Source organism: Puniceicoccus vermicola (assembly GCF_014230055.1).
In the GTDB taxonomy this organism is placed as follows: domain Bacteria; phylum Verrucomicrobiota; class Verrucomicrobiia; order Opitutales; family Puniceicoccaceae; genus Puniceicoccus; species Puniceicoccus vermicola.
The window spans coordinates 1-21,569 of sequence record NZ_JACHVA010000114.1 but is presented as its reverse complement, the minus strand read 5'-3'; the positions used below and the strand labels follow the sequence as shown (position 1 = coordinate 21,569).

Here is a 21,569-nt window from a genome sequence, read left to right as displayed (position 1 = left end):
CTTTTTTTTCACTTCCGGATAGACCTCTCCCATCCACTGCTTCACCTCAGCCGGGCGTTGCTCGTAAGCCTTCTTCAGTGGTCGCTGGGGAGTGAAACCCCAGCGAGCCAAGACTACACTCATCGATTGAAGTCCATACTCGATTTTAAACCGGTTTTTGATCAGCTCTCTCACGGCTTCCCGCGTCCAGAGAGCGAAACGCAGCTTCAATTGATCCGGGGTCTTGTCGGTGATAAGCTTTTGAATCTCTTTCTCTTGATCCGCAGTCATCTTGCGTCCACTTCCATCTTGCCGACCCCGCTTGCCCTTACCGATAGCCGCCCAACCCCCAACCTCAAAGCGTTTCCACCACCGATTCACCGTGGGCTGGGCCACACCAAAATCCTTGGCAACCTGTGTTTGTGTTCGGCCCTTTTTCAAGGCACGGATCGCCTGACGGCGCATCTCTTGCTGGGCATCCTGACTCAGCGTGCGGGCATCTCGATTTTCCATCAGTAAAGATCGCTCGATTATGATCTATTTGTCAAGCGAGTTAATAGGTAAGCTCATGAAGGTAAAATTCTATGATAAACTACTTGAACTTCTCAAGTGTTACGGGGTTAAGGAAATTTATGGAGTGCCGGGAGATGCCATCAATCCCCTGATTGATGCTATCCGGCGGGATGATGAGATTCGTTTTATTCATGTGAACCACGAGGAGGGCGGGGCGTTCGCCGCCAGTGCTGCCGCGAAATTAACCGGACGGCTGCAGGTCTGTGCCGGGACGGTTGGTCCGGGGGCGATTCACCTGCTCAATGGGCTCTACGATGCGAAGAAAGACCATGCGCCGGTTTTGGCCATCGCGGGACAGGTGCCGGGTAATGAAATCGGCTCTTCCTTTCATCAGGAGGTCGATTTGAAGGAGCTGTTCAGTGATGTATCGGCCTACATTTCTGAACTGCGTCAGCCGGAGCAATTGTCGTCCAATGCTCTGGAAGCCTGCCGAACCGCATTGGTCGGTCGGACTGTGTCCACTTTGGTCATCCCGCATGACACGGGTTCGGAATCGCTTCCGGATTTCGAATGGAATGTTTCGCCCGAGTTGCCGGATTGCGGGATACAGCCTGCGGAGAAGTCGATGCAATCTCTGGCCGGTGCCGTTGCCGAGAGTAAAGCCATTACCTTGCTCGTTGGGGAGGGCTCAAGGCATCATGCCGAGGCAGTCTTTGAATTGGCGGCCCACTGGAATGCGCCGATCATACGCTCGTTGCGGGCGAAGGATATCGTCCCCGAGGATTCGGAGTATTTCGCGGGCGGCCTCGGCCTGTTGGGAGACCGGGGAGGAGTGACGGCGATGAGTGATGCCGACTTGGTCTTGGTCCTCGGTTCTGATTTTCCCTACCGCGAATGGTACAATGAGGATTGCCGGACTTTTCAGATTGATCGGCGGGCGGAGGTGCTCGGTCGGCGTCATGCAGAGTCCGAAGGGATTCATGGGGATCTGGGGCCGGCGCTTGATTGGTTGCTCAAGCATACGGAGGCCAAAGAAAACGATTCTCATTTGAAATCGGTCCAGCGCAGTCGGGGGCGATGGGAGAAATTCCTCGATCATCAATCCGCGGTGGATCGCTCCGAGGATCAGTTGCATCCGCAGGTTCTGGCCCGAGCCGTGGGAGAGGCTACGGATTCCGATGCCATTTTCACCTGCGATACTGGAGCGGTGACCGTCTGGGCGGCCCGCCACTTGGGAATGCGTCGTGGCCAGCGTTTTACTCTCTCTTTCAACCTCGCTTCCATGGCCTATGCTCTGCCGGCGGCGGTCGGCGCTCAAATTTCGCATCCGGACCGCCAGGTCGTTGCTCTCTGCGGGGACGGTGGATTCAATATGTTGATGGGCGAACTACTGATCGCTGCAAAGTATAAGTTACCGATCAAGGTGGTGATCTTTAATAATCGGAAGCTCGGTCTCATCCAAATGGAACAGGAGGCGGAGGGGTTGCCCGAATCGGAGACCGGGTTACAGAACCCTGATTACGTGACTTTGGCCCAGGCGATGGGGCTGCCGGGATGGCGAGTCGATCGTCCGGAAGAGCTAAAAAACGTCCTTCATGATGCTTTTGCAGTGAACGGACCCGTGTTGGTGGATGCCCGCGTAAACGACACCGAAGTGACCTGGCCGCCTTCCATCGGCCCGTCTCAGGCGTTGGGGTTCAGTCTTTCCAAGTTGAAGGAACTCTTTGGTAAGAATAGCGACTGATTCATTTTATGAGAAAACTCTTTGTCTATATTTCGATCGGACTGATTCTCGGGATCGCCATTATTGGTTTTTTCGCCTCGGCCTTCCTGTGGTGCTATGTGGTGGTCCTGCCCCTCGTGGGATTGGGGGTCTACGATATGTTTCAGAGCAAACATACCATCCTGCGTAATTTTCCGGTCCTTGGCTATTTTCGGTATTTCTTTGAGCTCATTTCGCCAGAGATTCAGCAGTATTTTATCGAGCGTCATACGGATGGAACGCCAATCTCGCGGAACCACCGAACGATTGTTTACGAACGCGCCAAAGATGTGAGTGCGACGCACCCCTTCGGAACTGAATTGGACCTCTACAATAACCACTATGAAGGCCTGAAGCACTCGATCTATGCCAAAAAGCCCTCTCAGGAGAACCCGCGTGTGCAAATCGGTGGGCCTCAGTGTGAGAAACCCTACAGTGCGTCGATTTATAACATCTCTGCCATGAGTTTCGGTGCCCTCAGCAGCCATGCCATCCTCGCTATGAATAAGGGCGCGAAGAGTGGCGGCTTTTATCACAACACCGGCGAAGGCGCTCTCAGTGACTATCACCTGGAGGGGGGAGGGGATATCGTCTGGCAGATCGGAACGGGTTATTTCGGTTGCCGGAATGAAAACGGAGACTTCGATCCCGATGCCTTTATCGACAAGGCGAAGCATCAGCAGGTCAAAATGATCGAACTGAAACTTTCCCAGGGAGCCAAGCCAGGTCACGGAGGGGTGCTGCCAGCTGCAAAGAATAATGAGGAAATTGCCAAAGTGCGGATGGTGGAGCCTCATACGACGGTGCTTTCACCACCGGGACACTCCGAATTTAACGATGCGGAAGGTCTTCTCCGATTTGTCGATCGCCTGAGAAGCCTGTCGGGAGGGAAACCCACCGGATTCAAGCTATGTATTGGCCGCGAAACGGAGTTCGAAGAGTTGTGCGACACCATGAAGTCCACCGGGATTCACCCCGATTTCATTACCGTGGACGGGGCCGAGGGAGGCACCGGGGCCGCGCCCTTGGAATACTCCGATTCAGTGGGCATGCCCCTGGAGCCAGCGTTGAAATTTGTCCGCCGCACATTGGAAGAGCGCGGGTTACATCCCGAGATTAAGATTATCGCTAGTGGTAAGATTGTGACTGCAGCCCAATTGGTGAAAATACTCTCGATTGGGGCGGATCTTTGTAACGCTGCCCGCGCCTTTATGCTGGCCGTCGGCTGTATCCAGGCCCAGCGCTGCGATACTAACAATTGCCCGACCGGTGTAGCCACGCAGAAGCCGGAATTGATTCGCGGTCTCGTAGTGGAGGAGAAATACCGCCGGGTCGCTAATTTTCACCGCAATACGATCAAAGCCACAATGGAGCTCATGGCCTCTTGCGGAGTCGAAAAGTTAGAGGATCTCAGCGACGATCTATTCATGCACGGTTGGCAATGGCCTCCGGAGGGCGGCACCCGTGCCGGATGAGGAGATTGGTTGAGGACGGTGCGTTCAGTTTGACTCACATCTAGCCTCGCTGTTTTGAAAAAAGAGAGGCAGCTGATGTCTTTAGGCATCTGTTGTCGATCGCCTAGTGGACCTCTGGTCTTCATTGGTCGATCTCGGTGATCTCAATGAGTGTATTTGAAATGACCGAAGCGTTCGGTGATGTCCGGAGCGTTCGGCCGCGCAGCGAAAGCTGAGCGGGTACGGGGTCTCGGAGTAGGGCAGTAGCTTCAGCTGCGCCCCGCGTTGTTCGCGAAGTTGGTGGAGAAGCTGATCGCCGTTGCGAAGTCCTTCTCTTTGACTCTCGGCAAGAGCGGTGTGTGTTCTGGAAATTACGGAAGCGTTCGGAGATGTTCGGAGGGTTCGGACGCGCAACTAAAGCTGAGCGGGTACGTGGGGTCGGAGTAGGGCAGTAGCTTCAGCTGCGCCCCCGGTGTTCCGGGTCCCATACTCTATCGAGAGCTTTGGGCTCAGGAACCACACCCGTTCGCCTTTGTCTCAACAAAAGTAAGGCCAGTGGCCTCAGGTCTTGCCCTCTTAAACTGGTGGTCGGGATGCTTCAGCGCCCGACTGTTTCCTCTCGGTAGTTCGATCTATTGTTTCGTCGCTAATCTCGATTTAGAGATTCGAAGCCGCTATAAAATCCGGTTGGAAGAAAGGTCCGCACTCGGCTAGGCGAGATTCATCGCGCAAAGAGGTGCATGTGATCGCAAAAACAAGGAGGTAGATTCAGAATCTCGGTATGGTCTCGGGGCGGAGGATCTTTATCGATTGTCTTTCATTCATCCTTCGAAAATTCGTTCCTACGGATTGTCTCTTCCAAAAGTGACAAAGCTCACGGAGAATTTGACGGGTAGGAGGAACGGGAATCTTCCGTTCTCGCATGACTTGAGTCGTGCGATTTTCGAATCGGGGCCTTAGAGGTTTGAACATCTGTCCGAATTCACTTTTTTAATCTGTGTTTTGAGTGACGGCGATTCGATTGAATTACATTTTTTCAAAACCAGGACGGGATTCGTTCTGGAGCGGATTCGTTTTTCTGTAGGTAGCCGCTCAGAAATTGTAGATACGTTCCGAGGGGATCGATATGGTCGAATTGGTCAGTCATTTTCTTGGACGAGAGCGACGCGTGCGTTGGCCCTTTTATTAGCGCGCTATTCGCTGCTTTCAGACGGGGCAGTGATTCTGGGTGGACCTGGTTCCCCCGCGCAAACCCTTTTCAATTTGCTCGATCACCCGGAGAGAAGTGCCGCAGCGATTCCGTTTACGACCGCAGATGCCTACTGTCATTTGCAATCAATCTTTGAACGTAACAATTCGGGAAGGTCATCCAGCGGAGTCCAGATGCGTTTGGTGGGGGTGCGGACGGAACGCTGGCCGCGAACATCGATTCGCATCTGGATTGATGGAACCCTTCAAATGGACCCTCTTCCTGACAAATCGTTTCTGGAGGATTTGGGTAAAGCTTGGCCACGGTGGAAAGAGGCTCGGAGCGAGTTGTCTCCGTTGCCGAATCGGGCCTTCTCGCCGAAGCCTAAATTCGATTCTTCGGCAGGTTGGAACCAGTTCATCGCTGGTTTTTACCGCGGAGCTGTAAGTGATCATGGTTTGGCGGCGATCACGAAAAGTCTTTCAGATTTGGTTCCGGGCCCGATGCAACTAGCATTCACTGCCGGGCCCGACGGTGTAGTCGATTTTCAGACCACGGGAGGGCCGGACGGGATGCGTTTTTGCCTCGCAACCATGGGCACTACGTCCAGTCATCCTCTAATTTACCGTTGTCGAGGGCAAGTGCGAGCGATTTCGGATGTATTGGATATGCCGGGTTGGAGGAATCGGGCCATGTATCAGGCGGCCAAACCGATTTTACTGATGGAAGATGCGCTCGGCACTGATCTCGAGCTTGCCGGCGGGCGAATCCTCAGTGCCTGTGTGATCCGGGATCAGGTGCAATTCTCTGCGCAGGAGAGGCAGTTCTTCTCGTGGATGCTGCCACATTTCAAAGTCATTTCGGAATGGCTGCAGGCTTCCGTAGAGGGTTCAGGACTACAGATTTTTGAGTTGCAGGATGCCGGAGCGAGAAATTTAGCCAATGTGAGAGTACGTCGCGATCTGTTTTCTCATTTACATCCGATTCTCGACTCGAAGCCCTATGGTGGAATCCTTCATGAGCAGATTCACGCATGGTTCTTGCGCACTTATGATCAGAAATTGTCCAAGCAATTCGCACACTGGATATGCGATCCCAAGTGTGGGCGACTCCTTGCGGTGTGCTTGCCGCCGACTGATTCTCAAGCCGCCAAGGTCGTGATCGGTCGCTAGATAAACGGTTGTCTATTCTTTGCGTCGTTGTCTCAATCCGCAACTGGCTAGTGCTGCCATGGCGAAGATGAACGCGGTCGTTGCGGGTTCCGGCACGGGTGCGAAATAGTTTTCGCCGGATTGCGAGAATACATGAATCTCACTTGTGTCGATGCCGTCTATTTTAAAAGAAAGAAGATCAATCCCACCATTGGCATAACCTGTTGAAGTGCCGTATTCTCCGGAGGTTCCCACTCCATTTGCATCGGCGGTTTGTCCGGTATCGATGTCGGCATTTTGGAAGAAGATAAATCCCTGCCCCGGATTAATGGTTGCGGTGAAGATATTGGACTCAGAGTCAGTGGGGTTCGCACCGTTGGCGCTGACGGAGGTTGAGCCAATCGTGGTTCCGCCGTAGATATTATTAAAGGTGTCTGGTCCGGAATCCGGATTCTTGACGATGACTGTGCCGGCGTAGGATGCGGTATTCGCTCCGGGGAAACTCGTGGAAGTCCCCGCAAAACCCACGGACACGCTGCCGTTGATTTGGAATGTCAGAGTGAAGGTCTCCACTGCATCGAAAGTCAATACGTCCATAGAGGAGTAGTCTATGAGTCCGCGTGCGGAAACTTCAGCATTCTCATTGAAAGAGTTTACTGTGGTTTCGGAGGAAAGACTGACTCCCCGATAGGCGAAGGTGCCCCCCGCGTTTGCGCTCCAGCTACCATCCGTATTATCCCCCTGGTTGCCGGCAGCATAGGAGCCCGTGATGTCCAAGCTATTTGTGACCGGGGAAGGATTGTCTGCGGCCCCTATTATGCCGCCCGAGGCGGTGTTTTGTCCCGAGGACATCGGGAGTACGGCGAAAGCGTGGGATCCGCCCAGCGCGCAAATGCTGAAAATGGTGAGGCGTGTGTGACCCCACGAGAAGATAGCCTGGATCGTTCGTCGTTGATGCATTGCCGGATCATAGCAGGAAGCCTTAATTCTGTATTCCGTAATTGTTTTCCGGTAGAATGACTGGCTGCGGAATTTTGATGGAGAGGGGAGGAGATCCTTATCGTTTGTTTTTTACCCAACCTTCAAAAATCCGCGCTCGATTCCTGTCCTACGCATTGATTCTCACAGAGCGCATGAAGCTCACGGAGAATTCGAGGGGTAGGAGGAATGGGAATCTTCCGTTCTCGCATGACTTGAGTCGTGCGATTTGTGGGTCGGGGACTTACCAGAAAGGCCGATTCCCAAACGAAGGACCGCAGGCTTCCCTTGCCACAGCATTTTCAGAGGCAAGAGCGAAAGTCTGCCCGGGTTCGTCCTCCCTGCGTCCAGCTTGTCTTCGCTTTACACCTTCATCAGGTCGGGTGTTCCGCTACGCAGAATAATCGAACACGATGATGTCAGTGATGAGGGGTTTAAATACCGCCTTGAGCGCATCGTGTTCCGGATGGGGCAGGTAGTTCTCGCGTCCCGCCTCGTCGGCGAAATTCATTAGGACGGCATGGGAATAGCCTTGGTTTTTGTGCTCGGGACTGTTGTTGGCCCCCCATTCGGCGGAGACGACCCCTTCGATCTTTTCCGGGATCTGCCGGAAGAGGGTGGCGACTTCGTCGATCTGGTCAGCGGTGACGTCTTCTTTGAATTGAATCAGCAGCAAATGTCGGATCATAACCAGGCCGAATTTGCTAGGTCTCGTGGGGAAAGGCAATGCTGCTCGGGAGTTCGTCGATGATCGAGTAGAGAAGATTGGAAAACGGGGCGGGCCTCTGCTCGGAGAATTTCCGGTGGAGAGGGCGGTGAATCCCAAGAATCAAGACGTCGTTCCTGAATCAAAAAAAACATGCATAATTGCGCGGCACCATAACGGTCAAACCTTACTAAATTCGGTATAAGAATCCTCATGCAGCTTGCGCAGAAGCGTGGCCACCAGGGAGGTCCAGCCGGTTTGGTGACTCGCCCCACAGCCGCGCCCGCTCTCCGGATCAAAATACTCGTAGAAGAGAACGAGGTCTTTCCAATGAGGGTCTTCGGCATAGGGCTGGTGTCCTCCATGGCAGGGCCGGGCACCGTCGGGACCGGGGCGAAAGAGATCCGCCATGCGGGAGGCGACTTGGATGGCGAGCGCTTTCAGCCGGATCGGTGAATCATTCTCCGGGAGAGTGGCCAAGACGGCATCTCCGTAATATTCATCATAGCGCAGGAGAGCTTCGATGAGAAGGAAGCTGGTCGAGAACCAGATGGGGCCTCGCCAATTGGAGTTTCCTCCGAAGAGCCCGGAGTCGCTCTCGCCCGGAAGGTAGCCGACGTCGAGAGTCTTGCCGCCAACCGTAAAGCGGAAGGGCTCGCTTTCGTATCGGCGGGAAAGGGATCGAATGCCGTGGGGAGATAAGAATTCGTCCTCATCGGTCAGATAGTTGAGGATGCGTTGCAGTCGGTTCCGGGGAGCCATCGCGAGCAGGTAGTCCGTATGGCCCTCCTGTTGTTCTTGAGCCACGTGTCGGCTCAGGTCCTTGTGGTAGCGGAGGAACCACTCGAAACGGTTCTTGAATCCAGGCAAGCGGTCGAGTGTCTTGGTCGATAGGGGCATTGCCGCGATCAGCGGCAGCAATCCGACGAGGGAACGGGTTTTCAGTCGGCAGGACTTCCCGTCAGCGTAGCTAATTTGATCGTAATAGAAGCCGTCTTCTTCGTCCCATAAGCCGGACCCGCCTAAATGATTAATGGCCTCCACGATCTGCACGAAGTGCTCGAAAAATTTGGAAGCCATATCCTCGTAGGCGGTATTCACGGTACCGTCTGGCTCGCAGGCGAGAATGATGGAAATCTCGAGCATATTGAGGCAGTAGAAAGCCATCCACGCGGTCGCGTCGGCCTGCTCCAGTTTGCCTTGGATCATTTGCGGATGGCTGCGGTCAAAGACCCCGATATTGTCGAGGCCGAGAAATCCTCCGGCAAAGAGATTCTCACCGTCCGTATCCTTCCGGTTTACCCACCAGTTGAAGTTTAGGAGCAGCTTTTGGAAGACGCGCTCCAGGAAAAGGCGGTCCCCATTGCCACCTGCGGCTTCCACTTCGAAGACCCGCCGCGCGGCCCAAGCATGGACGGGTGGGTTAACGTCGGAGAAGTTGAATTCGTAGGCGGGGATTTGCCCGTTGGGGTGGAGGTACCATTCGCGGAGGTAAAGAAGTAACTGTTTCTTGGCGAAGGCCGGATCCATTTGGGCGTAGGGAATCATGTGAAACGCCGCATCCCAAGCGGCGAACCAAGGATATTCCCATTTGTCCGGCATGGATAGGATGTCGCGCGCATAGAGGTTCTTCCAATCGCGGTTGCGCACGTTCACTCTGTCGGCTGGGGGAGGGGGGCTTCCGGGGTCGCCTTTTTGCCAGTCTTTGACCACGTAGTGATAGAACTGATTGGACCAGAGAAGTCCGGCCCGGGCTTGCCGCGCGATCGTTGCGTCCTCTGAATCTTTCGCCGGGTCTGGGCCGATCGAGGCGTGAAACTCTTCGGCCTCGGCAATTCTTTGGGCAAAGATTTTTCCAAAATCATCGCCCACCGAACCGGCTTCGGAGTTCTCATCGGGCCGTAGTCGCAGTTCGACTACAGCAGAGCCACCCGCCGCAATCGTCCGCGAAAAACGGAAAGCGGCTTTGGTCCCGTTGCCCTGAGGATTGACCGCCTCAGTTTCACCACCGATCACGTAGCGGTGAAACGCATCTTTTCTCCACGGGGTTTCGCTCGGCTGATTGAAAAGCAGTTCGCGATTCGTGGTATTGTTGGTGAATAACTTTTCTTCGCCGCCCTCGTCAGTCCGCTGGGATAGCCGGTAGCGCCCCAGATCGCGGTGGGTTTCCAGAGAGACTCCCTCGTGGCAGGCGAGAAAATCTCCCTCTTGGGTCTGGGTGATAAAGGGTCGTGTCGAGCAACCTTCGTGATCGCAGTCCCATTCCCAAGTGTTGCGGAACCAGAGGGTCGGGAGAATGTCAATGGAGGCTGCATCGGGACCCCGGTTGTGAACCGTGAGTCGGATGAGAATGTCGTTGGGCCCCGCTTTCGCGTACTCAGCGACCACGTCAAAGTAGCGGTTCTCGTCAAAGATGCCAGTGTCCGTGAGTTCAAACTCCCTCTCTCCGTAGCCCCGCTTCGCATTCTCCGCGATAAGTTCCGCGTAGGGAAAGGCGGTGTGTGGATATTTATAGAGCGCTTTGGCGTACGAATAGGTAGGAACCGCATCGAGGTAGTAGTAGCACTCTTTGACATCTTCGCCGTGGTTGCCTTCCGGCCCCGTCAAGCCGAAGAGACGCTCCTTGAGGATGGGATCGACCCCGTTCCAGAGAGCAAAAGAGAAGCAGAGGCGACATTGCCGATCCGTGATCCCGAGCAATCCGTCCTCCCCCCAGCGGTACGCACGACTGCGGGAATGCTCGTGGGGAAAGTAGCGCCAAGAGTCTCCATTGGCGGAGTAATCCTCCCGAACGGTGGCCCATTGTCGCTCGGAGAGGTAGGGCCCCCAGCGTTTCCAGTCCGCTTCGCGACGCTCCTCGGCGGCCAGTCTTTCATGCTCCGCCGTCATCTTCTCGTCTCAGATCCAGGGTAGAGGGTCATGCCTCCGTCGGAACAAGCCGATTCTCCACACGAGGAGAAGACGAACCGGACCGGGAGATCTTCCGATTCCGGCCAGATAGAGGGAGTTGCGTCAGCCATGCGGTCAAAGAAATAGGCTAGGCTGGCGGGAGCAACTGCGTAAACGCCGGAAAGAACCAAATTTCCACCTCGGATCGTAGTCGTGCGGCCTCGGGCGAATTGCACTGGATTAAGGGCTGATCCGAAATGCGGAACCTCCCCACCTCCTACGAGTAGGAGGGGAATTATATTTCTTGATTCAGACTCCTCCCCTGCAAGCAGGGGAGGGGGACCCCCGACTATGTCGGGGGTGGAGGGGGTTCAGCCCAGTCTTTTTTTTACAACCAAGCTTCGTAACCCGGCTTAATCTAGTGCCATTCCGGCCTTGGCCCGCAACTGCCGACATCAACTAGTGTTGTTTGTTCCAAGTTCTCTTTGGATCGGCGATACCGAAAAATGAAATGATCACTCGGTCAAGGTAGTTCAGCAGCTCGCGTGGAAGGACCAGAAGGGGGGCAATTCAGTTTAAAACCAAGATCCGATTTCGTTTGGGTGTACGTTACGTCTTCTTCCGGCAGTTCACCTCCAACCAAGCTGCGAGTTCGGCATCGCTCAGGCGGCTGTCAGCGAGCGCGAGGATTTGAACGGCAGCCTCCTCTTCGCAGGCGGTGAGCTGGTAACCGTTGATCCCGAGGAAAGAATAGGCGGCCATGAATCCCGTTCGTTTGTTCCCATCCAGAAAGGGGTGGCTCTTCACGATCGCAGAGCCATAAATTGCCGCGAGTTCAAAGAGCGTAGGCTTCGGTTCCGCATAGCTAAAGTGCTGCAGCGGCCGCTGCAGCGATTTCGATAATGCAGCATCGTCACGCAAGCCGTCCGTGCCACCAAATCGTGACACGGAAAGATGGTGGATGGCATGGATCGATTCTTCGCTAAGCCAAAAAGGTTCTTTCATTTGGCAAGCTCCCGCATGGTATTGCGGTAGCGGCGCATGCCTTCCTCAGCAACTTGCATAACTTCACCGAAACCCGGCTGCTCGGGATTGATGTTGAGCGTGTGATTAGGCGCTTCGGTTAAAAAAAGAGTCGCGCCTTCTTCCACTTTGAGGGCCTGCAGTGCCTCCTTGGGGAGAACAATCCCATAGGAGTTCCCGATCTTGCGGACTTTGGTTTTTATGGCCATTGTTATAACATTTGTTATCCCTTGCCCGGTTGTCAAGTTTCCGCTCACGGCTTAAGGATGTTGGCCCTGTTGGGGAAGGAGGAGATTCGGGGCGAGGCCTTTGAATGGAGAAACAGGGAAATTCGTCTTTCCCCCCGATCGTCGCCACCTCAAAATCGACAAAGTTTGAAGAGTTAAACTTGCATGTAGCCATGCACATTTCGTTGACACCGGAATTGGATCGCGCGGTTCGAGAGAAGGTTGCATCCGGCCTTTGCAACAATGCCAGTGAGGTGATTCGCGAGGCACTTCGCACGACGCTGAGGGCTATCGGAGATTGTGAATTGCGGATTTCAATCCATCCCGTAGGGGGGGAGCTCTGCTCTAGTCGCTTTGGGAATTTTTAGAGGCTTGACGAAAATCACGTCTACCCGCCTGCGGCTTTCTAGCCGCGCGATGACGCGGATAAACACGGTTGATTGAGTCGGAAGAGTCTCCTCGAAATCAGTGGGTAACAATCAACCTGCATGAAGCAAGAAACTGGCAGAGAAGAGATCTCCGGGATACCTATCCGGGAAATGCATGAAAAATTGGGCTGACACCTTTTTGCTCTTTGGTCCGGCTATCATCCTTGAGGATCCGGAAGGGTGATGCTCAGTGTGGTGCCGGTCGAATCGTCCGTGGTGAAGGAAAGTGTTCCGCCATGATGGCGGATAATGAGTTGGGCGGAATAGGTGCCGATCCCATTTCCTTTGGTTTTGCCGGCAGTCGCATATTTGTCGAAAAACCGGTTGCGCACTTCTTCTGGAATCGCTCCCTGATTGTGAATGTCGATTTTCGTGACTGACCCGATGCGTGACAGGGAAATCTCAACCTTCTCTTGCCGGGGGGTAGCCTCCAGAGCGTTGTTGATCAGGTTCGAGAGAGCGAGGTAGATTAGGCTTTTATCGGCCCGAACCGTCCAGGAGTCCGAGGCCGAGGCGTTGCGGTCGTCGAGTCTAATTACCAGTTTCGATTCCTTTTTCTGCTGGAGATCCGTAGTGTCCCTTCCGATACGGAATAGCGCTTCAACGAGATTGAATTCCTTGATCTGGAGGTTGTAGGAGCCATCCTCCAGCTTATGCATATCCTGCGTTTGGGTAATCATATTCAGGACATCGTAGCCGCTATCGATAATCGATTTAAGCTCTTCTGCTGTGGTGTTATCTTCGTGTTCTTCCAGGATGATTTCAGCGAGACTGATGATTCCCGCGATGGGTGAGCGCAGGTCATGCTGGGTAATCCTTTCCATATCCCGGCGAAGATTCTCGTTCTCGACCAATATCTCGTTCTGCTTCTCGAGCCTCTGATTTGCCCGTTCGAGCTCCTTCGTCCTCGCAAGAACCCGCTCCTCCAGCGTAAGCGTCCAATCCCGTAAAGTGCGACTGGATTCCGCCAGCTCCATGTGGAGCTGAATGCGGGCGAAAAATTCCTTCTGAGCGAACGGCTTGGGAATGTAGTCGTTTCCTCCCACCGCCATGCCCTCGGCTATATCTTCCGGAGCGCTGCGGGCGGTGAGAAAGATGATGGGAAGATCCGTCGGGGGATGGGTTTTTCGAATGATTTCGCAGACTTTGAACCCGTTCATGCGCGGCATCATCACGTCGAGCAGGACGAGGTCGGGTTGGTTTCCGGGAGTTTCGAGCCATTCGAGTGCCTCGCTCCCACTCGAAGCCAGGTGAATGGAAAATTTGCAGAGGCTCAAATGGTTCTCCACAACCTTCAAGTTCATCGGTTCATCGTCGACGACGAGGATCGTTCGACCTTTTCCATTCAGGAGGTCGAGAGGATCGCTCGACACTGGATCAATCGTCACGGGGAGGGGCTCCGGTGCAGGTATCTTGGCTACCCCGCTTTGCAGAGGATCTTCGGAGAGTTCCGGTTTGATTTGGTGAGAAGCGATTGGGAGGGAGAACGAGAATACGCTTCCCTCCCCGACGGTGGACTCCACGCGAATATCACCCCCATGGGATTCGATTAGTTTTCGAGTAATGGTAAGGCCCAATCCGGTTCCTCCCTGGGTTCGATCCGCTGCCGAATCGAGTTGTTGGAAAGAGTTGAAAATCACTTCTCGTTGATCTTCGGGGATCCCGATGCCTGTATCGGATATAGCGACCTCAACGTTTTTTCCCTTCAGAACTGCGCTGATCTCGACATGCCCCTGCTCCGTAAACTTGAGAGCGTTCCCGATTATGTTGTAGAAAATCTGCTGGAGGCGGTTTTCGTCTGCCGTGACCAGCGGGAGGTCCTCCGCAATGTTCGACCTGAGTTCGATATCGCGGTTTTTCAGGGTCGGTTGCAGTGTGGTCATGACGAGGCTGCACACGGAACGGACATCGACTGCCTTTAGGTTGAGTCGCAGATCGTCGTTCTGGAGTTTTGAGAAATCCAGAATATCGTTCACCAGGTTCGCGAGTCTCCGGCCGCCGGCAACGATGAGTTCCAGGTTCGAAGTGGCCCGATCCGATAACGAACCGGCCGAACCGCTGAGCAGGGACTCGGCGACTCCGATCATCCCGTGTAGGGGAGTTCGCAGTTCGTGGGAAGTGTTGGCCAGAAATTCGTCCTTGAGGCGGTCCGCTTTCTCCAAGCTGGTGATGGCGAGTTCCTTGTTGCTCAGTGCCTCTGCTTGCGCGGCATCGCGAAGACGCTTGTTCTCCTTAATCCCACGGGCCATGGCATTGAATTGGTGGGCAAGGGCAGTCAATTCGCTGTTTCCCTTGATCTCGATCTCGACGTCAAGGTTGCCGGATTCGATTTGCTTGGCTCCATCGCCCAGCACCTGGAGCGGAGAGGTAACTGCAAATTTCAGCACAAGAAAGAGACAGACGACGGTTCCGATAATGGCGATGACGCATATCACGATAACGGCCAGCCCCAGTTCGCGTCCGGCTCTCGTCAATTCCTCCCGCGGCAGGATCGAGACAAGTAGGGGCCCGCCCTCGATTTCTTTGGCGTCGGCAATAAACGCCGTATCTCCCAGTTTTACTTCAAAGTCTGCCCCGGAAACCGCCATTGTTTGAATTTCGCTGGTAATCTCTTCGGTAAGTTTCTTCTGACGGATCTGCGTGACTTTCGGGAAGAGGATCTCTCCTTCGGGCGTGGTGAGAAAGTTTTGACCGGTTTGGCCAGGGTGAATCCGCTGGATTTGTTCCCGCAGGTCGTCCAAGCCCACCGTAAGAATCAGGTAGCCGCGCAGACTCGGTGTCGCAATGGTCGAATCCTCGAAGGTGGGATCGAGGAATTTCAACTGTTGGCTGACGAAAAGAGACCAACGGTCGATCCCGGGATCAAAGCGGTATTCGGCATGAATCGGTTGGCTGCTCGCTGAGATCCTCTCGAAAAAAGAGGGATCGATCATTTCCTGTTCGGAATAGGAAGAGCTGGCGAGGGGATCAAAGGCGGCGAGTTCTTCACCGGTTGGAGACGCCACCTGGATTCGATAATAGTCCGGATAGGCGCGGTTGTATCCGGAGAAAAGCTCGAGGAGCGGGAGCAAAACGAATCGGTAGCGATCCGCCTCGCTGGCAAAAATGAAATCCTTGAGCAGGCCGGATTCGGAGAAAAGCTTCGCGTTCGACTGTGCCGTTTGCAGGCGGGTGTCCGCTCCCCGGGCCAACTGCGACTGCAAGGTGTTCATTTCCCGAAGTATCGTTTCCTCCGCTTCGGCACTCAACTGCTTGAACCCAATCCAGCCGAGGAAAAGCAGGGGTACGGCAACCAGGGGAACGAGAAAGCCTAGCAATTTGGTCCGAAGCTTCATCGATCCCCTCCCGCCAGATCAGTTTGCGAATTGCGACCAAATCGTAATCAACCGTTTCTGTGTCTTGGGAGAAACCGAGAGCTGAAAAAAGCAGGAGTCCAATTCTTCCTCCGAGGGATAAATGATCGGGTTGTCGAGGAAATCAGCCGGCAAGAAATCTGCGGATTGACGGTTGGGGGAGGCGAATTGAAGGGCTAAGGCGCAGCGTGCGTTGTTCTCGGGATCCTGCAAGAAGTTGATAAACTCCTTCGCCAATTCCGGGTGCTCCGACTGGCTGGATACCGTGAGATAATCGACCCAAATCTCGCTTCCCTCCTCGGGGATAACGTAGCGGATATCGGGATTTCTCTGCTGCAGGAGAAGTGCGTCTCCATTCCATGTTTGTCCCATCCAAGTATCTCCCGAAACAATACCGGAGCTGGCGTCCGTTTTAAAATACCCGGTGGTTTGCACATAAGGTTTCAACTGTTCGAGTAATTCCTGCAATTCCGATAGTTGCCAGGGAACTTCGGAGTTGTAGGAATAGCCCAGCGCGACCAAACCATGGCCCAGAGCGATTCGGTGGGTGTCGGAAAGCATGATGTGACCCCCGAGGTATTCTTTCGGCTCATACATTTGCTTCCAGCTTGTGATCTCCTCTTTCACCAAGTCGGAGCGGTAGATAATGCCGGAGGTGCCCCACAAGTATGGGATGGCATGCGTATCCGTCTGCGGCCAAGCTTCAGTCCAACGCGGATCGAGGTGTTTAAAGTTGGGAATATTTTCCTCGCCGAGCGGCATGATCCAGCCTGTGGATGCGTATTCGGCTACATCGGATCCGCCGACCATTATGACGTCATAGCCTTTGGCATTGTCTCGCAAAATCTTTTCATCCCGGTCGTCCATTGACTGATAGTAGAGCTGTTTCACCGAGCAGTTGAATTCCTCTTCGAACTCATCGATGACCTCCTCGTCAACGTAGGCGGTCCAGTTGAAGAATGTCAGAACCGGCTTGTCGATTTCGTCATCCGCCCACATCGGCGCAAACAGGAGAAGCCCGAGGACCATGCAAAGTCGCGGCGGTAGTGAGTGATTTCGGATAAACGGTTGAGGATTGGCTCGCGATTTCATGGTATTGCCCTGTTGCAGAGGTGTCTATTTTTCCTGCATTTATAGCTCAAGGTCAAGGGAACTGCGGTGCGTCGGCGAGGGGGGAAGGACCCTAGTGCTGTACTCCCCCTCCAACGCTTCCAACGGCGATTTGTCGGACCGCAGTGTGTTGAAGGAGGTCCCTGCGAACCGCGAGGTGCGGGGAAGGTTTCGCCGCAAAGGGGGCAAAAACTCGCAAAAGGGGGAGGAGAGGATTGTTATTTTGAGCACGGTTAGGATTACGAATGGCCGCCCGCAGAAGTTCGCGCCATTCCCCGCTGACGCCGTCGGTTTCTTTCTCCGGTTTGGAATCGGGAGGGGCGAAGGCCGTCGGCGGAAAACTCAATCCCGGCTGAAGCGGGTTTCGGTGGGGGAATCGGGCACCTACGGATATTCTGAAATTCGCTAGATCCGAAAACATAGATAATTGGACCAGACCCCGTCTGGCTGTCATCCCAAATCTAGAAATTGGATCAGGGGAGTGTGGTCAAATCTTTATATTTTGCGTTTGACCCCTGCTATGGGAGATTTTGTCAAGAGAGTATGCGTCGGCTTTATTTCATGTTTTTTTTGCTTCGTTATTGTTCCCCTAGCCGGGGTTTGGGGAGGCGATGAGCCCCCAAATTATGGGTTGTAGTTCAGAACGTTTCCCCTGCTGATGCAGTCGGCGGTGTGCCGGGCATAACCTGCTATCCGCACATGCCACGTTCAATTCTGGCAGTGCAAGTTGATCTATTCAATCGGCAAGAGGAACAAAGGCCGCGCCATCTTTAGATCGGTTCTTCTAAGAACCAGGGGTCAGTCCGCGCAGGCCTCCGTTCCAAATTCGGTAAAAGTGATTCGGCTTAAGCGTAGTGTTTGACGATTCTTCCTTCTCTGAGAGCCTTGGCTGCATAAGAGGCCGGATAATCCACTCGCAAACCAACATCCTCCGGTTGGATTTGACCGGTGTTGATACGCCACCAGTCCACCGCAAACCGTCGTGCGATAGCGACGATCATTTTCTTTTTGGGTGCCTTCCCCGGAGGCTGCTCGGCAAAGCGTAATCGCCACTGTTTGATCGGTTCGTAATCGTGCTGGAACTGAAGGAGGCGCCAGCAGGCCTCAATCAACTTTGAACGGATCCTCGGATTCCCGTGCTTGTTGATGCTCCCGCGATGATGCGTCGCGCCGCTGGACTGTTCACTGGGGCACAAACCGGTAAAACTCGCTACCTGCCGGCGGTTGCTAAACCTGGAGTAGTCCCGGAACTCCTGATCAAGGACGGAAGCGGTCAAAGCCCCAAGCCCTACCGGCAACTTGCGATTGGCTTGGCGTTCTTCCCTCCCCGTCGCCTCCTTGAGCTGAGCATTGATTGTCGTAAGTACGACTTGTATTGGTGCGATGATCGCAACAAACCAATCCGGAAGCTCCTTCTCCAGCACCCGCCATCGGCATGGCTTCCACCAGCTCATCTTCAGCTCAATCCCATAATAGCGTCCATTGCTCTGGCCGATGTTCTGCAAACGTTTCAACTCCTTCGCCAAGGTCTCGCGCTGGCGGCTCAGACTGCGCGAGCGTTCCTGCTCTTCGGTCGGCACACGCACCACACTTAAAGCGTTTTTATTACCCGCCAACCAGCGATCCAGGCAACTGCACAGCTCGCGAGCATCCCGTCCGTCGGTCTTCACCTTCGATCCGTATTCGTCCCAGTTGCGGGGGCGCACCACAAGGTTTTCAATGCCCATCCCCTCCAGTTGACGGTGGAGAACATAACCAAAACACCCAGCCTCGTAGCAAGTAATCACACGCTTTGCCCTTTTTCTCAATTTAGCCAAATACGATAAAAACGATTCCGGAGTAAACCTCTGCGGTGCCTTCGGCCCTTCCCCTTCGACCTGTTGAACGACTACGTATTGTCGTTTGTGAATGTCCATTCCAAGCTTGATGACTTCCACTTTCGCTTCAGTCTGTTTCGGTGACGTGGGTGTGAGTTGTTCGGTTTGGTTTTTCATGGTACGGAAAATCAGTTAAGCGTTCATTCGCTCCTGGCAACTCCTCCCATGTCATCTACCTCTTCTTCATTCGGGTGTTCCAAAAACTTTATCAACAATACGAATAGACAAGGGCCATTCGAAGAGAGATTTCTCATAAAACTCAGTCACCTTGTAGTACTTTCTATTTAATCGGGAATCATTTTCGATCCTAAATAATCCAGCTGAGTCGATTTTGCTAAAATCACTATCAATCATATTTGCGTCTAACTTAGACCCTCCTGCGGGAGGATAAACTATTATATTTTTACCTTCATCAAAATTCCCCTTGTAGCACCTATCAATCCCTAAAAGAAGCATTGAATACTTATTTCCCATGTATTCTACGGTTTCGTAACTTATCACCGTTCCGGAAACCACATAATAATCACTATCCTCATTACTTTCGTGTGCTGATAAATTTTCAAGCACCACGAAATTTGAGACAAAGACGGAAAGAACAAGTAAAGATAATTTTAATTTTTCTCCAGTAAAAATCATAACTTAAATATGTGTTTCCCATCTTCCATTGACTTGTAGTCGATCAAGATCGACCGATTCTAAATCGGCTTGTTCCTCTCCTGTTTTCTTGTCAGCAACAACAGTCCTAAATTTCATATCAAACCTGATAGGAAAATTAGACTTACTTGCGTTATAAACGCCCGGCACATCGTTAAATGTGGCAAGTCTATCACCAGCCCAATTCCCCCAATCTGGAAGAAGCCATTTTTGACCATCCCACCAATATTTTGAACTAGAATTCTTTGGAACGTCATAATCATCATCAAATAATTCAGGCCATGGAATCCATTTGTCGAAAAACTTCACTTGCATTGATGTGGCTCCGTTTAGCTTTTGATAAATTATGCAATCTGATTTTTCTGATCCTTTCTTTAAAATCAGCGTAAATAAAACTGTTAAATTCAACGAAAACTCTCCACCTTCAGTCTTTTTATCCCACCGGTCTACCACCATACTAAATCGCTCAACATCACAGCAGGCTTTTTTTGAATCATCCTCTAGCCCCAGAATATCCCACGAATTTACCCCATCATTCCCAACAAACCCATACAGGTTCAACCCACCTTCTTCCTTGATCGGATCACGCGACGCCCACCGTCCCGTTTCGGAGTCGTAGTATCTGAAGCCGTAATAAAACATACCCGACGCGGTCCTACCGTAATCATGCCCGTTTTCCTGGCACGGATACTGGCCTGGCAGCCGATTCGCCCGACGCAAGTCACCCTCTTGGCCAAAAAAATTCCCGACGCGGTTTTTGGGACTGCGGACGGGTTTTGCGGGGGCGAAGCTTTCGTTGAAGGCGACCATGGGAACGCTTTAAAGAGTGCGTTCCGACTGGCTCCGATGCAAGGCCATTTCCGACGAACAACACGCCCGACAGGAGGCAAGGCAGCTAAGGAAAAATCAGCCGAACAGCTCGCTGTGTGAGCCCGTGCGCACGAGGATTAGCTGTCCTTCCTCGACTTTGTAAACCAGTAGCCAATCAGGCTCTAGATGACACTCCCGGTGACCGGCGTAATTCCCCGTCAAGGCGTGGTCGCGGTTGTGCTTGGGCAGGGACTCCTCCGCTTGCAGGGCCATTATGACCGAACCGAGCTTTTCCAAGTCCTTCCCCGAGGAAAGAAGCTTCTTGAAGTCTTTCTTGAAGCGGCTTTTGCGGACAAGGCGGAGCATCAGCCGCGCATTTCCTCGAAAAGGTCCTCGACCGTCTCGAACCGGGGAAGCCCCTCGGTCGGCTCCCGCATCGCCTCCAGCGTCTCTTGGTTGGGCTGATGACGCACGAACTCAATCACCTTACCCCGTTCATCTTCGGGAAGGCGTTGGATCTCTTCGATGATTTCGGCTGCGTTCATGATCAATAAGATGACCGTTTTCCGGGATTCTTCAAGCCTTCAAGAGCGTGCGCTGGGATGCGTTCTGGCATGGACCTCTCGGAGGGCCTTGATGGCCACTTCGGTGTAAATCTGGGTGGTGTCGAGCCGGGCGTGTCCGAGCAGTTGCTGGATCAGGCGGATGAAGACCAAATGACGTCAGGTCTTGATTTTTGACAATGGATCATCGTTCACGCCAAAGGTTCACTCCAGGGCCTTTTCAATTCTCTCGATTTCTTTTCTGACTCCCGGATTCTCACTCGCCCGTTTTGCCGCTTGCGTCGGGGTTGACACCGAACCCATGGCGAGTCGTTCGGCCAGCCAACGGTTGGAAACCGAGGTCCGTTTTTTCATTACCGCTGCCAACAGGCACTTTTCCCGCGACATTTTCGGCCGGGGAAGGGCTCCGAGGTCAATCCCGGCGACCGTCGCCGCCTGAACGAGTTCCTCCTCCCAAACCATCATCCGCTCCTCAATCAAGGACTTCGGCTCCAATCCTTCGAAACGAACCCGGTCCAATTGCGCCCCCTTCGCCTTCGCTTCATCCCGCATCGCCTTGCGAAACTCCTTCGATCCCTTACACCAGCCCCGGCTCATCTGGGCCTCTGCCAGTTTCTTCTTTTCCAAATCATCCTCTGCCAGCCAAACCAAGTAATCCCGATACCGATTCCACCCAGTCCGATTGTCGCCTAGACCCCCCGAGTCGGATAATACCGTTGAGAAATCCAACCATTCGGGACGCTTCCTTTTTTCGATGCGAAAAAAGCTGCTCCAGCGATACTCCCCAAGGTTTTCCGCCGAAACGATCCCCGCACGAACCGGATTCAGGTGAATGTAGTGGCAAACCTGCGCGAATACATGCCCGGGCTCCACAACAATCCCCTTGTAACGCCCCTGAAACGG

General features: G+C 53.5%; 18 protein-coding genes and 1 pseudogene. 5 read left to right on the top strand and 14 right to left on the bottom strand.

The genetic code is table 11. The features are described 5' to 3' along the window. Positions 1–492, bottom strand: a 492-nt coding sequence (locus tag H5P30_RS14600; RefSeq protein WP_185691585.1) for a winged helix-turn-helix domain-containing protein, incomplete at its 3' end; no start/stop codon positions are given. Positions 493–547: 55 nt separating this feature from the next. On the opposite strand from H5P30_RS14600, the gene H5P30_RS14595 reads away from it, so the two are divergent. From H5P30_RS14595 to H5P30_RS14585, 3 genes are all read left to right on the top strand, one after another. Then, the gene (locus H5P30_RS14595; RefSeq protein WP_185693655.1) at positions 548–2,236 is read left to right on the top strand and encodes a thiamine pyrophosphate-dependent enzyme; all 1,689 of its coding nucleotides are present in this window, start codon (positions 548–550) and stop codon (positions 2,234–2,236) included. Positions 2,237–2,244: 8 nt separating this feature from the next. Then, positions 2,245–3,729 carry an FMN-binding glutamate synthase family protein gene (locus tag H5P30_RS14590; protein ID WP_185693654.1) on the top strand — a complete coding sequence of 495 codons (1,485 nt, stop codon included), beginning with the start codon at positions 2,245–2,247 and terminating at the stop codon, positions 3,727–3,729. A gap of 1,437 nt (positions 3,730–5,166) precedes the next feature. Beyond that, positions 5,167–6,069 carry a hypothetical protein gene (locus tag H5P30_RS14585; RefSeq protein WP_185693653.1) on the top strand — a complete coding sequence of 301 codons (903 nt, stop codon included), beginning with the start codon at positions 5,167–5,169 and terminating at the stop codon, positions 6,067–6,069. Between the two features lie 12 nt (positions 6,070–6,081). Here H5P30_RS14585 and H5P30_RS14580 read toward each other — a convergent pair whose 3' ends face one another. From H5P30_RS14580 to H5P30_RS14560, 5 genes are all read right to left on the bottom strand, one after another. Beyond that, complete coding sequence (locus H5P30_RS14580; protein WP_185693652.1) at positions 6,082–7,008, bottom strand: hypothetical protein; 927 nt, start codon at positions 7,006–7,008, stop codon at positions 6,082–6,084. Between the two features lie 409 nt (positions 7,009–7,417). Next, positions 7,418–7,714, bottom strand: coding sequence for a Dabb family protein (locus tag H5P30_RS14575; RefSeq protein WP_185693651.1), 297 nt, complete (start codon positions 7,712–7,714; stop codon positions 7,418–7,420). A gap of 198 nt (positions 7,715–7,912) precedes the next feature. After that, positions 7,913–10,621 (bottom strand): MGH1-like glycoside hydrolase domain-containing protein, encoded by a 2,709-nt coding sequence (locus H5P30_RS14570; RefSeq protein ID WP_185693650.1) that lies wholly within the window; start codon positions 10,619–10,621, stop codon positions 7,913–7,915. A 609-nt stretch (positions 10,622–11,230) separates the two neighbouring features. Then, positions 11,231–11,626 (bottom strand): type II toxin-antitoxin system death-on-curing family toxin, encoded by a 396-nt coding sequence (locus tag H5P30_RS14565; protein WP_185693649.1) that lies wholly within the window; start codon positions 11,624–11,626, stop codon positions 11,231–11,233. Further along, positions 11,623–11,853, bottom strand: a complete 231-nt coding sequence (locus H5P30_RS14560; protein ID WP_185693648.1) for an AbrB/MazE/SpoVT family DNA-binding domain-containing protein — start codon at positions 11,851–11,853, stop codon at positions 11,623–11,625. The genes H5P30_RS14565 and H5P30_RS14560 overlap by 4 nt, the downstream gene beginning before the upstream one ends. Positions 11,854–12,044: 191 nt before the next feature. Here H5P30_RS14560 and H5P30_RS22540 point away from each other — a divergent pair. Next, positions 12,045–12,146: pseudogene (locus H5P30_RS22540) on the top strand (ribbon-helix-helix domain-containing protein); the annotation flags it as partial. 311 nt (positions 12,147–12,457) lie between these two features. Here the strand turns inward: H5P30_RS22540 and H5P30_RS14555 are convergent. The 7 genes from H5P30_RS14555 to H5P30_RS14525 form a co-directional block, all read right to left on the bottom strand. Next, entirely contained in the window at positions 12,458–15,634 is a 3,177-nt protein-coding gene (locus tag H5P30_RS14555; protein ID WP_185693647.1) for an ATP-binding protein, read from the bottom strand. Positions 15,635–15,652: 18 nt separating this feature from the next. Beyond that, positions 15,653–16,744, bottom strand: a complete 1,092-nt coding sequence (locus H5P30_RS14550; protein WP_185693646.1) for a polyamine ABC transporter substrate-binding protein — start codon at positions 16,742–16,744, stop codon at positions 15,653–15,655. 863 nt (positions 16,745–17,607) lie between these two features. Continuing rightward, positions 17,608–18,756, bottom strand: coding sequence for an IS110 family RNA-guided transposase (locus H5P30_RS14545; protein WP_185693645.1), 1,149 nt, complete (start codon positions 18,754–18,756; stop codon positions 17,608–17,610). Between the two features lie 66 nt (positions 18,757–18,822). Continuing rightward, the gene (locus tag H5P30_RS14540; RefSeq protein WP_185693644.1) at positions 18,823–19,275 is read right to left on the bottom strand and encodes a hypothetical protein; all 453 of its coding nucleotides are present in this window, start codon (positions 19,273–19,275) and stop codon (positions 18,823–18,825) included. A gap of 3 nt (positions 19,276–19,278) precedes the next feature. Further along, positions 19,279–20,103: an RHS repeat-associated core domain-containing protein gene (locus H5P30_RS14535; RefSeq protein ID WP_185693643.1), complete on the bottom strand. Its 825-nt coding sequence runs from the start codon at positions 20,101–20,103 to the stop codon at positions 19,279–19,281. A 96-nt stretch (positions 20,104–20,199) separates the two neighbouring features. Beyond that, complete coding sequence (locus H5P30_RS14530) at positions 20,200–20,469, bottom strand: type II toxin-antitoxin system YafQ family toxin (RefSeq protein ID WP_185693642.1); 270 nt, start codon at positions 20,467–20,469, stop codon at positions 20,200–20,202. After that, a complete protein-coding gene (locus H5P30_RS14525; protein WP_185693641.1) occupies positions 20,469–20,648 on the bottom strand; it encodes a hypothetical protein in 180 nt (59 codons plus the stop codon). Before H5P30_RS14525 ends, H5P30_RS14530 begins: the two co-directional genes overlap by 1 nt. 69 nt (positions 20,649–20,717) lie before the next feature. On the opposite strand from H5P30_RS14525, the gene H5P30_RS22285 reads away from it, so the two are divergent. Further along, positions 20,718–20,843: a hypothetical protein gene (locus tag H5P30_RS22285; protein ID WP_281388082.1), complete on the top strand. Its 126-nt coding sequence runs from the start codon at positions 20,718–20,720 to the stop codon at positions 20,841–20,843. Between the two features lie 27 nt (positions 20,844–20,870). Here the strand turns inward: H5P30_RS22285 and H5P30_RS14520 are convergent. Next, positions 20,871–21,569: transposase (locus H5P30_RS14520; RefSeq protein WP_185693639.1), on the bottom strand; the 699-nt coding region annotated here is incomplete at its 5' end.

Coding starts and splice junctions, on each gene's coding strand:
- H5P30_RS14525 (WP_185693641.1), bottom strand. CDS start 20,648: ATGAACGCAGCCGAAATCATCGAAGAGATCCAACGCCTTCCCGAAGAT.
- H5P30_RS14530 (WP_185693642.1), bottom strand. CDS start 20,469: ATGCTCCGCCTTGTCCGCAAAAGCCGCTTCAAGAAAGACTTCAAGAAG.
- H5P30_RS14585 (WP_185693653.1), top strand. CDS start 5,167: ATGGACCCTCTTCCTGACAAATCGTTTCTGGAGGATTTGGGTAAAGCT.
- H5P30_RS14560 (WP_185693648.1), bottom strand. CDS start 11,853: ATGGCCATAAAAACCAAAGTCCGCAAGATCGGGAACTCCTATGGGATT.
- H5P30_RS22285 (WP_281388082.1), top strand. CDS start 20,718: ATGGACCTCTCGGAGGGCCTTGATGGCCACTTCGGTGTAAATCTGGGT.
- H5P30_RS14595 (WP_185693655.1), top strand. CDS start 548: ATGAAGGTAAAATTCTATGATAAACTACTTGAACTTCTCAAGTGTTAC.
- H5P30_RS14580 (WP_185693652.1), bottom strand. CDS start 7,008: ATGCATCAACGACGAACGATCCAGGCTATCTTCTCGTGGGGTCACACA.
- H5P30_RS14535 (WP_185693643.1), bottom strand. CDS start 20,103: ATGGTCGCCTTCAACGAAAGCTTCGCCCCCGCAAAACCCGTCCGCAGT.
- H5P30_RS14575 (WP_185693651.1), bottom strand. CDS start 7,714: ATGATCCGACATTTGCTGCTGATTCAATTCAAAGAAGACGTCACCGCT.
- H5P30_RS14540 (WP_185693644.1), bottom strand. CDS start 19,275: ATGATTTTTACTGGAGAAAAATTAAAATTATCTTTACTTGTTCTTTCC.
- H5P30_RS14565 (WP_185693649.1), bottom strand. CDS start 11,626: ATGAAAGAACCTTTTTGGCTTAGCGAAGAATCGATCCATGCCATCCAC.
- H5P30_RS14550 (WP_185693646.1), bottom strand. CDS start 16,744: ATGAAATCGCGAGCCAATCCTCAACCGTTTATCCGAAATCACTCACTA.
- H5P30_RS14545 (WP_185693645.1), bottom strand. CDS start 18,756: ATGAAAAACCAAACCGAACAACTCACACCCACGTCACCGAAACAGACT.
- H5P30_RS14570 (WP_185693650.1), bottom strand. CDS start 10,621: ATGACGGCGGAGCATGAAAGACTGGCCGCCGAGGAGCGTCGCGAAGCG.
- H5P30_RS14590 (WP_185693654.1), top strand. CDS start 2,245: ATGAGAAAACTCTTTGTCTATATTTCGATCGGACTGATTCTCGGGATC.
- H5P30_RS14555 (WP_185693647.1), bottom strand. CDS start 15,634: ATGAAGCTTCGGACCAAATTGCTAGGCTTTCTCGTTCCCCTGGTTGCC.